The following is an 11960-nucleotide window of genomic DNA, read 5'->3' on the forward strand; positions in this document are numbered from 1 at the left end:
TTTTCAAAGGCAAAATTCCGATATGGCAGGCAAAATCACTCATCTCGAAGCTCTTTCTCAAGTCTGCAAACATCTGGATCACGGAACCGCAGAACAAAGAAAGATCGCTAAACTTTTAAGAGAAGAAGGTACCCGTAAGTTTGCCAATATAGGCGCGATCGCTCCGGATATTTTTTATTTTTATCATGTTCTTTCTCCTGTTCGAACCAAAAAAGCCCTACCTTGGGGAGATCTAAGTCATCACGAAAATGTTTTGGAACTCATCCTGAATTTTCTGGACGGGGTTCTTACTGTAGAGGAAGGAATTTATAGAGATCGTTTTCTCGCATTCACTTTAGGTTATATCATCCACTGCGCCGTGGACATTGTCACTCACCCTTATATCTTTTTTATCTCCGGTGATTATTATAGTCCGGACAAAGAGATTAGCTCCAAAGCACAATACAATCATATGAGAGTAGAGTTTGCTTTGGATTCTTGGCTTCTGGATTTCAGATGGGGAATGACCCCGAAAGCTTATGATTTCGTGCAACATGTGGACGTGATCTTCAAAGGAAAAGACGGGAAGAAAAAAATGGATCCGATGCTTTGGAACTTCTGGCTAAAAGGTTTAAAAGCAACTTTCCCGAAAGAGTTCAAAGAAAAATATATAGGTTCGGAAGAAAAGATCATCCCTGGAGATATTCTGAACGAATCCTTCTTAGGTTATTTGTATTTCCATAGATACTTGGATTCCAGAAGTAAGATAGTAAGAGCAGCACTTAGCTTTTTAGATAAGATCACTTTACACAAAGTAAATTCTTCCGTTCTAATGCTTCCGTTAAAAGAGCATATAGACAAAAGAATCATGAATGAAGAAAAAAGAGAATGGTCTTATCCTGCAGACCCGAACCTCATCCGAAATGATTCTTTTGTAGAACTCATCAACAAGGCTTGTGAGGCCGCAAAGGATGCAGTCACAAATGCTTGGGGTTATGTTCACGACAAAACTTCTCGGTCTTCTATGGTTAAAGAATACCAAGGATATAATCTAGACACCGGACTTAGGTTCCATGGTATAGATAAGATGCGCCAATTTTCTCCTTTATAAAAATCAGAAATAAACCAAATGAAACACGAACCCGTAGATTTTTTCACAAGATATTTTGTAGTACTTTTTAGGGATAGGATCCAATCTCGTTTGGATTCTTCCGATCCTGTACGCAAACTGATCTATCTTGTTCTGGGTCTTATCTTCTTAAACGGATTTTTATTCGTATTCTCTATCAAAGATATTTGGCAGGTCCCTAAGGCGGATCGTTACGAAAAACCTTCTCTACTTTTCGGATTGAATACCGAAGGGAAGTACGAACCTATCGCGGAGTTTTATAGATTTTCCAGAGTAGTGATTACCGACGAAGATCTTCCTGGTGGTTGGGATGATAATAAGGTCATTCGTTGTTTTGTCTCTACGGAAGATAATAATTTCAGATCTCATAAAGGTTTGGATCTTCGAGGGATTTTTAGAGCAACCATGGTTAACCTTCTTGCAGGAAGAGTAAAAGAAGGTGCATCTACAATCACACAACAGGTTGCCAGATTAAAATTTTTAAACACGGAAAGATCCTTTTTACGTAAGGCAAGAGAAGCATGGCTGGCCCTACTTTTAGAATTAGTATTCGATAAGAAAACCTTAATAGGTATATACTTAAACGAAATCCCTCTTGGACACGGAACCATAGGCGTGGGTGCCGCTGCAAAGTTCTATTTCAGAAAAGATATCAAGGACTTAAGCTGGGGAGAAGCCGCCCTACTTGCAAGTTTGACCACAAGACCCAAGGAATTTTCTCCCTTAGTAAATCCGAATACATCGGCCTCCAAGGTAAGAGTAGTATTCAAAAAGCTGGTAGAAAACGGGATCCTGGATGTGGAAACCGCTGAGAGAGAGTTCGAAGCATTCTCCGAATATTATATAACCTTAAATCGTTCTCCGAATGACTCCGCATTCTCCGATCGTCTGAACAAATTCCCATATTTTACGGAATACGTGCGTAAGAACCTGGCCCGTTATATACCTTCTCAGCAGATCTATGAGGGCGGTTTAAAGATCTATACCACCCTAAATATACAGCACCAGACCCAGGCGGAAAAGGCATTGGCTGCAGGTTTGAAACAACAGACACAATTGTCTAACCAAAGGGCTTTTACCAAGATCGATTCATTCGAGGACACCTACGGTTCTACATTCAAACTTTTGGCGGAATTACATGATCTTCCTGAATTCAAATTTAAGATTTCCCGCTCTTATCGGACCTTCAATAGGGCCTGGCAGGAAGAATTCAGAGACGATTTAGCCGTTCTAAATTTGATTTCGGGCACAGAAGGTTTAGCGGAGGCAATCGACTGGAATTATAGGACCCAAGCTACAGAAGACCATTTACTTCCTGTAGAAGGTGCGTTAATCTCTATTCGTCCAGATACGGGTCATATCACCGCAATGGTGGGAGGCTCCGGATTCCGCTCCGACAACCAACAGATCCGTGCATTCCAAGCATATAGACAACCTGGCTCCGCGTTCAAACCATTAGTATATGCTTCTGCGATGGAATATTATCATGAACATCCCGACGATAAGAAGAATGTTACGGCAGCTTCTCTATTCGATGATTCTCCGTTGCAATATGTTTTAGAAGACGGAGATGAATGGAACCCAAGCAATTATTCAGGAGAATATTCCGGATTCATCCGTTTGAGAGAAGCTTTAGAACTTTCCAGAAATAGCGTCGCAGTCCGATTATTGGAACATACTGGTCTAAACAATCTTCTACCTAGACTCGAAAAACTTTTACAAGTAGAGAATAGAAATCTTCCGAGAGATTTTTCTATCGCATTAGGAAGTTTTGAAGTTTCTCCTTATGAACTTGCAAGATCTTATGCAGTATTTGCTTCCGGAGGAAAACAAGTATTTCCTCTCAGCGTTTTATATGTAGAAGACGAACAAGGAAATCTGATCAAAGATTTCAGAAAAGAATTCGAATCCAAAGAGAGAAAAAGATTACTCTCGCCGGAAACAAGTTACGTGATCACTTCGATGATGGAAGATGTGATCAAAAAAGGAACCGGAACAGGAGCCAGGTCTTACGGACTCACTCGCCCCGCCGCGGGAAAAACTGGAACTACAAATAATTTTAGAGATGCTTGGTTTGCAGGTTATACTCCGGAACTTGTAGCGGTCGTTTGGGTTGGTTATGATACCGGAACACTTTCACTCGGTAGAGGAATGTCGGGTGCAGTTGTAGCCGCTCCTATCTGGGGAAGATTTATGGCAAACGCGCTCTCTCACGAAAAATCAAAATCATTCGATTTCGGAGACGCAAAAATTGTGCGTAGGACCATCTGCTCTATCTCCGGAAAACTTCCAGGCAGTCATTGTTACCAAACGGAAGAAGAAGTTTTCGACAAAGATACAGTTCCGAAAGAAGTCTGCGAAGATCACCGCGGAATGACCGAACCGGATCCGACTCCTACCCATACCACAGACCCGGGAACTACCAAAAAGAAAAAACCGAACCTCTTCGAAGGCGATGAGGACGTAATCCGGTAAGGTCTTATACAAAAAGAGTTGTCGATTTCGGAACCACTCACCAAATAGATGAATCAGCAGTCAGGAGTAGCAGATGGCCATCGGTAAGGATAATAATAACAGCGTAATCGGCCCAGGTTCCATTTTTGAGGGCAAATTCTATATCGCTGGTTCCCTACGTATCGACGGAAAATTCGAAGGGGAAATTAAAACCGACGACGCATTATTTATTGGAGAAACCGGTAAGGTTCGCACTAACATTTCCGCAAGAGAAGTGATCGTAGCAGGAACTTTGATCGGAAACATTAAGGCGGAATCGGAAGTCCGCTTGGAAGAAACTGGACGTCTCTTAGGGGATATTATCGCTCCCGCTCTTTCCCTGGCAAAAGGTGTGGTAGCGAAGGGTAATATCACCGTGACCGGCGGACAGAAGAAAGACGTTAAAAAGATCGTGGAAGAATCTTTTGGCGGCACAAGGACCTTGGACAATGGTAAGGAAGAATAACTCTTAAGTCCCGAGTTCTTTTTCCCACCTCTTAGAATTGTTCGAATCAAAAACTCGGGTGGTTCTCCGCCCGATCGACCGATACTCATAGTATGATCTTCAAGAAGCCCAGGCAATTGACCGCAGGAAAAGAAATCCTCCGGACAGATAATTTCACCCTGATCTACCTGGGCGCTTTCCATTTCCATTATTCCTTTTATTTCAGAGGAAATCTATATCACGGAAATCTGGACTTCAGAAGACGTAAGTTCCGCGTTATCCCTCTTGTCGCATCCGTCATCTTTATGGTCCTATTTTTAGGAATTTGGATGAGTCCTTCCAATGCTTCTATGGAATCCGCATCCACAGAAGTAACCGAGAATGATTCGGAAGACTTAAAAGCCAAAAAAGGCGATGAAAAGTTTCTAGAAGAATCAGAAAAAGCAAAGCTCACCATTCTAATGGCAAATGAGATCAAAAGCGCCTCGGATAAAAAGAAACAACTCAAAGTGGTTACGTACAAAGTTAAAAGAAACGAAACACTTTCAGAGATCGCAACCCGCTATAAAGTCTCCATGGAATCCATCGCTGGTTCTTCTAATATCAATTTGGAAGACACTTTATACCCGGGACAAATATTACAGATCCCGAATAAACAAGGCCTACTATATAAATTCAAAGCAGGAGATACAGTAGCTAAGATAGCTTCTCTTTATAAAGTAAACCTGGATGAAATTTTAGAAGAGAATAAGCTGGATGATTTGGACATTCTTCGTCCCGGCCAAAAAGTTTTCCTTCCAGGTGCTGTGATCCCGGACCCTGCACCTAAGTGGGTGGTGCCTGTTGCCTCTCATGTAGTCACTTCCAATTATGGATGGAGAACATTCCCACAACATAAATTCCATGAAGCATTGGATCTAAAAGCGAACTACGAAGCAGTGATGGCGGCTCGTAACGGTAAGGTAGTATTCTCAGGCTGGATGGGTGGTTACGGAAACGCGATCGTCATCGAACATAACGACGATTTCAAAACATTATACGCTCATAATTCCAGACTAAACGTAAAACGTGGAGACTACGTGGTCGCAGGCAAGAAGATCTCAACCTCCGGATGTACAGGTTACTGTTTTGGTCCTCACTTACATTTCGAAGTAATCCATAAAGGAAAATCTGTAAACCCTGGAAAATATCTAAAAGGCCTTAGTTATAAACGAGGCTCTAAGCCAAACCATTAAGATTATATGATGTTCCGAACTTTCTTTTTTCTCATTTTCAGTTTTGTTCTTACTTTAGGCTGTGGCCCTTCCGTCTCCGAATATCTGGAAAAGAGAACTAATTCCCAATATTCTGCCACTCATGGGATCGAGGTATTTTTTAATACTTCCAGGGCAGTCAATCCAGGGACACAAGTCGCTTGTTCTAATTCTTATTTTCTGAATTTCGGAAATATGGGAACCCAATCAGGCTCCTGTCTCGTAAATGTTCCAGCAGATAGAGAGATAGGATCCCTCCCCTTTGGTTTGGGAAATAAAGAGAAATCATTTCAATTCTTGGAACATAGGGTTGCCATCGAAGGAAAGACCAAAGAAGAGCAAGAAAAACTTTGGTGGAAAAGAATAGAAGAAGACCCTTTCGAAGAAGCGATCGTGTTCGTTCATGGATTTAATGTAAACTTCGAAGAAGCTATCTTAAGAGCGGCTCAACTTAAATACGATCTGAAATTTCCCGGCAAGGTAGCGCTATATACTTGGCCTGCGGGAGGAGATGGTTCCATGCTTGGAACATTCTTCCTTAAAAGCACCTACGAAAAAAATTTAATCTCTGCAAGAAGCAGCAGAGATTCTTTCAAAAATTTCCTGAAAAGAATGGTCTCTACCAAAAAGAAAATCCATCTATTGGTACATTCTATGGGCCATCAGGTAGTCCTAAATTCGGTTTCAGAACTTTCTAGAGAATGGGGGGACAAACCTTTCTTGAAAGAATTGGTTTTGAATGCCCCAGATTATGATACCGGCGAATTCATTTTGATCCTGGACAGTTTATTAAAATCTTCAGAAAGGATTACACTGTATTGTTCCCCTGGAGATTCTGCATTGTTTGCCTCCGCCCAGATCCACCAGACAGGTAGACTAGGCGCCTGTTCCAAATTTCCAGGCGTGGATGTGGTCAATGTAAATCCGATCGATGCCTCTTTATTGTCATTGGGTCACGGATATTATTCTTCCCGTCCCATCTTGACTGATCTATACCAATTGTTTTTAGGCCTTGGAGCAGAGAAGAGACTATTCATCCGCAAGTCCTACGGAAACGAAAACTATATTCTCCGAAATTAAATCCTTCTAAATCCGGAATCGATCCATCCGTCCCTGGGATGGAAACATCCGTTTCCTAATCCACGTTAGACGATATATCAAAAAATTTCCAATTTTAGTCCGAAAGGATTAGAGAAGTTTTTATATTCTGATAGTTGTTTCAAAAAAGATTACAAGATAATAAGTAACCTCACAAAAATCTCACTTATATTCGATTTTACTTGCAAAGAAGGCTTTCAAATTCTTTTGCACATTTCCGCAGATATTTTCATTCATCATTTTACATTTATATGGTTGAAACAATCGGTTTTATTCGTAGATTAGAAGTATGCTCACAAAACCTAAGATCCTAGTTGTCGAAGATGAGATCATTGTCGCAGTCAACTTGGGCCAGAAACTTAAAAAATTAGGTTACGATCTTGTAGGCATCACTTCCTCCGGAGAGGAGGCCATCCAAAAGGCAGAAGAGAATCATCCGGATCTTGTCCTGATGGACATCAATATTGAAGGGAATCTGGATGGGATTCAAACTGCCGAACTTCTTCGAAACAGATTTCAAACACCCGTTATTTATCTTACCGCATACGCCGACGAGAACACTCTTAATAGAGCCAAAAGAACTCAGCCTCTGGGTTATATAGTAAAACCGTTCGAGTCCGACCAGCTCCGATCTTCTATCGAAGTGGCTTTATACAAGAACGAGCTGGAACACAGAAACCGCAAAAACGAAGAATCCCTAAAATCCACTTTGAACCAAATGGAATCGGGGATCATCACTACCGACGAAAATGGATTGGTATTATTTTGTAATCCTGTAGCCGAAAAAATCGCAGGTCTAAGTTACGCGGAATCCATTGGACTTTCCCTAACAAAGATTTTAAGATTAGAAGATCAAAATTCTTCTTCTTATACTCTTCCTGTCTTGGATGTATTAACTTCTCTCCAAACAATTGAGAAAAATGGAATATTCGCGATCGATGGGATCGGAAATAAAACGGCAGTTTCTATCCAGATCTCTCCTATTTTAAACACTGAAGGAAAATCCAGCGGCTCGATTACCGTTCTTCGTTTAGGAGAATCGGATAATACCAACCAATCTTATCTGAAAGAGATCCATCATAGGATCAAAAATAATCTTACTGTTATTTCATCTTTGCTGAGTATGAATGCTTCCAATCTGAAGGACCAGGAGACCCTGGATATTTTCAAGGACAGCCAGCATAGGATCCAGGCAGTGGCCCTTCTGCACGAAGTGCTTTATGAAAATCACGACCTATCTTCGATCAGCTTTGATCTGTATGTACGCAAACTTACGGACCTTCTTTTCGAAGTGTATAAGGTAGATCGTTCCAAGTTCAAACTAGTATTGGATATCCAGACTCCAAAGATACCAAGCGAGATGGGAATGAACTGTGCTTTAATCATCAACGAACTTCTTACTAACTCATTCAAACATGGATTCAAAGGTAGAGAAAGTGGTTCTATACTGATCCGTTTTAGTTTGAATGACGAACGATATTTCTTAGAGGTCAAAGACGACGGCGTAGGTCTGACTGATACAATGCCTCAGACGCGCAATTCAGGCTCTTTGGGACTTTCCTTGGTAGATTCTTTCGTAAAACTTCTAAGAGGAAAACTGAAGCTCGAGAACGAAAACGGCTGCAAAGCTACACTTAGTTTCCCAGTAAAACACGAGACCTAAAAAACGTTTTACTCGTCGGCTGAATCGGATAACTCTGATCCCGATGAAGACAAACTTTGAATTCTTTGAAATCGTCGAGAGAGAAGACGGGGTCGCCATCGTCTTCTTAAACCGTCCCGACAAAAGAAATGCGATGAACTGGAGTTTCTGGAGAGACCTTCCGGATGTAGTCGAAGAAATTAACTCGAACCAAAAAATCCGTTCCTTCGTAGTAGCTGCAAGAGGTAAATCATTCTCCACAGGTTTAGACCTGGACTCATTCTTCCAAGAATTCGGATCCGTAGTACAAGGTACATACGGGGATGATCGTAAAAAATTCTACGAATTAATCCTAAGAATGCAGAAAGGAATCAACGCAGTTTATGATTCTCCTAAACCTTCTATCGCCGCAGTCCAAAAACATTGTATCGGTGGAGGATTAGATCTGATCTCTGCTTGTGATATCCGTTATGCGACTTACGATGCAAGTATCTCCCTAAGAGAAGCAAAGGTAGCAATAGTAGCGGATATGGGTTCCATCAACAGGCTTCCATCCATCATTGGACAGGGAAATACAAGAGAACTCGCCTATACCGGTAAGGACATAGACGGAGAAGAAGCTCTTAGAATGGGACTTGTTTCTAGATTGTTCAAGGACCAGGACCAACTTTTGGAAGGAGCTATCGCAACCGCTTCCGAGATCGCTGCCAATCCAAGAATAGTGGTAGAAGGTACTAAGGAAGTAATGAACTACTCCGAAGGAAAACCTTTAGCTGTAGGTTTGAACTATGTCGCGGTTTGGAATTCCAGCTTTATGGATTCCAGGGATTTTAGAGAAGCGATGAAAGCCTTTAAAGAAAGAAAAAGGCCGGAATATAATAAGAGCTAACCTTACTGAGCGTGGATGTAGGAGTTCCTACAAACGATAATGCGTTTTGTGGAATTCCAACATCCCTGTTAAACGTATAAATCCAAAAGTCTGGATTTTCCTTCGGAAGCCTGGGTCTGTAACTGCGCTTCTACGTTCAATTTCAAAAGTTTAGAATTCATATCCGACTGAGCCTGGAATATTTCCCTAGGCAGATTGGCGATTCTTTCGATCATGAGAGATTGGCTGGTTTGGTTGCCGATTTCCATTTTCTTTACCTCGATTAATAAGGGGATTTTTTCTTTCCTTTGCCCCCGTTTCAATCATCGGTTGATCTGCGGAAAACTTGATTATTTTAGGAATTTTTTTAGCCTGTCCCAGTCGTGGGTTTTAGGGAACTAATCATTAGCGCCATCCATAGGGAAAGGCAGAGAGAATTTACTAAGGCATTCAACCTATACAAGGAATCCCTGAATTTTACCCAAAATCCCAAAACCATCCTGAAGGTGAAAAACCGCCAGGCCTGGTGCCAATATTATATTGGAAATACCAGGGAAACTCTGAACCTTTTCCAGGAATTGCAGGACCGATTTTCCACTCATCCGGAAAGCAGGCTCTATTATGCGAATTACTTAATCAAAGTTCATAATTATAAATCCGCGAAAAAGATACTCACTTCCGCAATCGAGCTCTTTCCAGATCAATTGGAATTGTATCTTACACTTGCAAGTCTCTTAAAAGATACCGATAGATCCAACGAAGCGATCCAAGTATTAAAACAAGCTTTGTCCCAGGAAAAACTTTCTAGAGGAAGAGGGATTAAACGAAAAGATATCTGGTCTGAACTGGGATATTTGTATTATCAGAGGGGAGATTATAACTCCGCGTTAGCCTCTTTAAAAACAGCCATGAGAATGGACGAAGAAGAAACCTTTTTGCATTACGATATGATCGCTCAGTGTTATCTGAAAGTTTCGGATCATAAGAACGCGCTTAAGTTTATTGATTTGTATATTAAATATTTCGGAGAATCGGACGCAGACATACTCGTTGTAAAAGCGAGAGCCCACGCCCAATTGCAAGAAAGCCATTTGGCCTGTGCTTCCCTGCTACAGGCCTACTCCATGGAAAATGGTCTTAAACTTTCCGCGGAGGATATGGTAGATTTCGGTCCACTATTGCAGACCGGCTTTTTTGATACATTAGAGAATGTTGAAATAGACGAAGCCTAATCACTTCTCCTCTAATTTTTTCTTAGCAAGTTCTTGGATCTTCAGAAAATCTTCTTGCTTCAAATTGTTTTTTTCTCCGACCGGGGAATTACTCAGCTCGCTGTGATTATGAACATAAGGAATCCCGATTTTTGACAGATCGGCTTTATCGATCACAATCGTTTTTGTTCCTTTTGTAACGGTGAGATAATCGGACGTAGGAATCATCTTAGAATGATCTGCACTATTCTCTAGTTCCACCTTACCTTGGCAATGGCAGATAAGAGTTACACCATCCTGAACCGTAGTGTAAAATTTAGTTCCTCGAACTCCTGCGGTTGTCGTTGGAGTTCCTAAACTCAAACCCTCACCTTTTACAAGTTTATTGGAAAGAAGCCAAGATCTTCCCTTCTCTTGGAAAAACTTTTTGTCCGATTTGATATCATCGAAACGAAATCTGGAACCGGATTGGATCTCTAATAGGGAAGCGTTCTCCCCAAATGCAATCATTGCAGTGGCGCCTTCGTCTGTAATCAGTACGTCACCGTTTTGGATCTCTTTGCCGATGTCCGCCTTGGATTTTTCGGGACCTCTTTCTAAGATCACGTTCCCAACTACGAATGTAATCACTCCCTTGCCTGGATCCGCTTCTTTTTTACCGCAAGAAAACAAAACACATGTTAAACCTAGAAAAAATAGAGCTGTTAGCTTTTTCATAGCCGTCGATTTTGGAAGCAACTCGAAAGGAAGTAAATCGATTTTTAAAAAGGAAGATGATCTTATAGTCTATCTCAAGACTTAAGCCATCTATAAATTTCCGGTCTTGGGCTTCAAAAGCCTGGATAACAGGCTCTTATAATTGTTCTAAACGAGTAAGAAAGTGTAGAAAAATCTTTTTGACGCTTATTTTCTCTTAACCTTTTTTTTAGGAGCTGGGACCCTCCTCTTCGTTGTCTTTTTCTTAGGAGCTGCCTTTGCACTTTTATTATAATCCAAGGCGAGGCCGATCCAATACTCAAATTCCTTTTCGGATTTTAATTCTTCTACATTTACGAATACGAATCCTTTCATCAGATTTCCATTATGGATCATGGGCCTTGCTTTTTTCTTTTCTAATACGGATTCGTAATCTTTAGGATCTATTCTGAACATAAGTTCTTGGTCCCTGACACAAATGCACATCTTTCCGTTTACCATAAAGCAGAGACCGCCGAACATTTTTTTCTCTTCCACTTCTTTTTGTTTGGTGAGTGCTTTTCGAACACGTTCAGCGATCTTTTCGTTAATTGCCATATACTTTCCTGAAAAGATCAGAATATTCTTCTTTGTGCGACTTGATAAAGAACAAATTTCTTAAACTAATCAGAGTGGAATATTCGCAAGCTGGTTCACATCCTCTCCTGGGACCAGAATAAATTCTCCGTTGGAACCTTTTAGCCTACTTTCTAAAAACGGTTTGTATTCTTCGGAATGATAGAAGTTTTGCATCGCATCTTTGGAAGGCCATTCGATGATTAAAAATAGCTGAGGGAGTTTTCTGTCCCCCTCTATCTTCTCCATATTTGTGGTCCGGGATAGATATCTTCCCCCAAATTTCTCCACCATCTTAGTTACATTGCGAACATAGGCGGGAATCCAACGGGCGCTCGTGATATTCAATTCTGCTACAGAATAATACTTCATGACCTTCTCCCATCTTAGATTTTGAAAACTAAGCAAGCCTTTTCGGGATTGATTTGAGATATAAACTAGTGCTGCCACCGGTAATCTACACAGCATTTATTTGAGAAGAATGGAGAAATTCCGGTATATTCTTATCATCTCGAACGAATTTTTGAGGGT

Annotated in this window: 12 protein-coding genes; 8 read left to right on the top strand and 4 right to left on the bottom strand. The window is 41.1% G+C overall.

Features of this window, described 5'->3' with window-relative positions:
• The first annotated feature begins 22 nt into the window (after positions 1 to 22).
• The 7 genes from CH365_RS07205 (at position 23) to CH365_RS07235 (ending at position 8928) form a co-directional block, all read left to right on the top strand.
• The gene (locus tag CH365_RS07205; RefSeq protein WP_100767924.1) at positions 23 to 1090 is read left to right on the top strand and encodes a zinc dependent phospholipase C family protein; all 1068 of its coding nucleotides are present in this window, start codon (positions 23 to 25) and stop codon (positions 1088 to 1090) included.
• Positions 1091 to 1108: 18 nt separating this feature from the next.
• Entirely contained in the window at positions 1109 to 3583 is a 2475-nt protein-coding gene (locus tag CH365_RS07210; RefSeq protein WP_100767925.1) for a penicillin-binding protein 1A, read from the top strand.
• A 73-nt stretch (positions 3584 to 3656) separates the two neighbouring features.
• On the top strand, positions 3657 to 4067 hold the full coding sequence (locus CH365_RS07215; protein ID WP_086446969.1) for a bactofilin family protein: 411 nt from the start codon (positions 3657 to 3659) through the stop codon (positions 4065 to 4067).
• A 92-nt stretch (positions 4068 to 4159) separates the two neighbouring features.
• Complete coding sequence (locus CH365_RS07220; protein ID WP_100767926.1) at positions 4160 to 5281, top strand: peptidoglycan DD-metalloendopeptidase family protein; 1122 nt, start codon at positions 4160 to 4162, stop codon at positions 5279 to 5281.
• Positions 5282 to 5290: 9 nt separating this feature from the next.
• On the top strand, positions 5291 to 6379 hold the full coding sequence (locus tag CH365_RS07225) for an alpha/beta hydrolase (protein WP_100767927.1): 1089 nt from the start codon (positions 5291 to 5293) through the stop codon (positions 6377 to 6379).
• Positions 6380 to 6686: 307 nt separating this feature from the next.
• A complete protein-coding gene (locus CH365_RS07230) occupies positions 6687 to 8060 on the top strand; it encodes a histidine kinase dimerization/phosphoacceptor domain -containing protein (RefSeq protein WP_100767928.1) in 1374 nt (457 codons plus the stop codon).
• Between the two features lie 43 nt (positions 8061 to 8103).
• A complete protein-coding gene (locus tag CH365_RS07235; RefSeq protein WP_100767929.1) occupies positions 8104 to 8928 on the top strand; it encodes a crotonase/enoyl-CoA hydratase family protein in 825 nt (274 codons plus the stop codon).
• A gap of 68 nt (positions 8929 to 8996) precedes the next feature.
• On the opposite strand, the gene CH365_RS07240 is transcribed toward CH365_RS07235, so the two are convergent.
• On the bottom strand, positions 8997 to 9176 hold the full coding sequence (locus CH365_RS07240) for a hypothetical protein (protein WP_100767930.1): 180 nt from the start codon (positions 9174 to 9176) through the stop codon (positions 8997 to 8999).
• 114 nt (positions 9177 to 9290) lie between these two features.
• Between CH365_RS07240 and CH365_RS07245 the strand changes: the two genes are divergently transcribed.
• Positions 9291 to 10139 carry a tetratricopeptide repeat protein gene (locus CH365_RS07245; protein WP_100767931.1) on the top strand — a complete coding sequence of 283 codons (849 nt, stop codon included), beginning with the start codon at positions 9291 to 9293 and terminating at the stop codon, positions 10137 to 10139.
• On the opposite strand, the gene CH365_RS07250 is transcribed toward CH365_RS07245, so the two are convergent.
• The 3 genes from CH365_RS07250 to CH365_RS07260 all read right to left on the bottom strand — a co-directional run bounded on the left by CH365_RS07250 (position 10140) and on the right by CH365_RS07260 (position 11801).
• Entirely contained in the window at positions 10140 to 10835 is a 696-nt protein-coding gene (locus CH365_RS07250) for a FecR family protein (RefSeq protein WP_208861173.1), read from the bottom strand.
• 186 nt (positions 10836 to 11021) lie between these two features.
• Entirely contained in the window at positions 11022 to 11411 is a 390-nt protein-coding gene (locus CH365_RS07255) for a TfoX/Sxy family protein (protein WP_100767933.1), read from the bottom strand.
• A gap of 69 nt (positions 11412 to 11480) precedes the next feature.
• Positions 11481 to 11801 (bottom strand): DUF1330 domain-containing protein, encoded by a 321-nt coding sequence (locus CH365_RS07260; protein WP_100768261.1) that lies wholly within the window; start codon positions 11799 to 11801, stop codon positions 11481 to 11483.
• Between the last annotated feature and the right edge of the window lie 159 nt (positions 11802 to 11960).

The organism is Leptospira neocaledonica (assembly GCF_002812205.1).
GTDB lineage: Bacteria > Spirochaetota > Leptospiria > Leptospirales > Leptospiraceae > Leptospira_B > Leptospira_B neocaledonica.

What these genes read in the sequence shown, in the direction of transcription:
- CH365_RS07230 (WP_100767928.1), top strand. Translation starts at nt 6,687, where the DNA reads ATGCTCACAAAACCTAAGATCCTAGTTGTCGAAGATGAGATCATTGTC.
- CH365_RS07220 (WP_100767926.1), top strand. Translation starts at nt 4,160, where the DNA reads ATGATCTTCAAGAAGCCCAGGCAATTGACCGCAGGAAAAGAAATCCTC.
- CH365_RS07250 (WP_208861173.1), bottom strand. Translation starts at nt 10,835, where the DNA reads ATGAAAAAGCTAACAGCTCTATTTTTTCTAGGTTTAACATGTGTTTTG.
- CH365_RS07255 (WP_100767933.1), bottom strand. Translation starts at nt 11,411, where the DNA reads ATGGCAATTAACGAAAAGATCGCTGAACGTGTTCGAAAAGCACTCACC.
- CH365_RS07225 (WP_100767927.1), top strand. Translation starts at nt 5,291, where the DNA reads ATGTTCCGAACTTTCTTTTTTCTCATTTTCAGTTTTGTTCTTACTTTA.
- CH365_RS07235 (WP_100767929.1), top strand. Translation starts at nt 8,104, where the DNA reads ATGAAGACAAACTTTGAATTCTTTGAAATCGTCGAGAGAGAAGACGGG.
- CH365_RS07260 (WP_100768261.1), bottom strand. Translation starts at nt 11,801, where the DNA reads ATGAAGTATTATTCTGTAGCAGAATTGAATATCACGAGCGCCCGTTGG.
- CH365_RS07215 (WP_086446969.1), top strand. Translation starts at nt 3,657, where the DNA reads ATGGCCATCGGTAAGGATAATAATAACAGCGTAATCGGCCCAGGTTCC.
- CH365_RS07205 (WP_100767924.1), top strand. Translation starts at nt 23, where the DNA reads ATGGCAGGCAAAATCACTCATCTCGAAGCTCTTTCTCAAGTCTGCAAA.
- CH365_RS07210 (WP_100767925.1), top strand. Translation starts at nt 1,109, where the DNA reads ATGAAACACGAACCCGTAGATTTTTTCACAAGATATTTTGTAGTACTT.
- CH365_RS07240 (WP_100767930.1), bottom strand. Translation starts at nt 9,176, where the DNA reads ATGGAAATCGGCAACCAAACCAGCCAATCTCTCATGATCGAAAGAATC.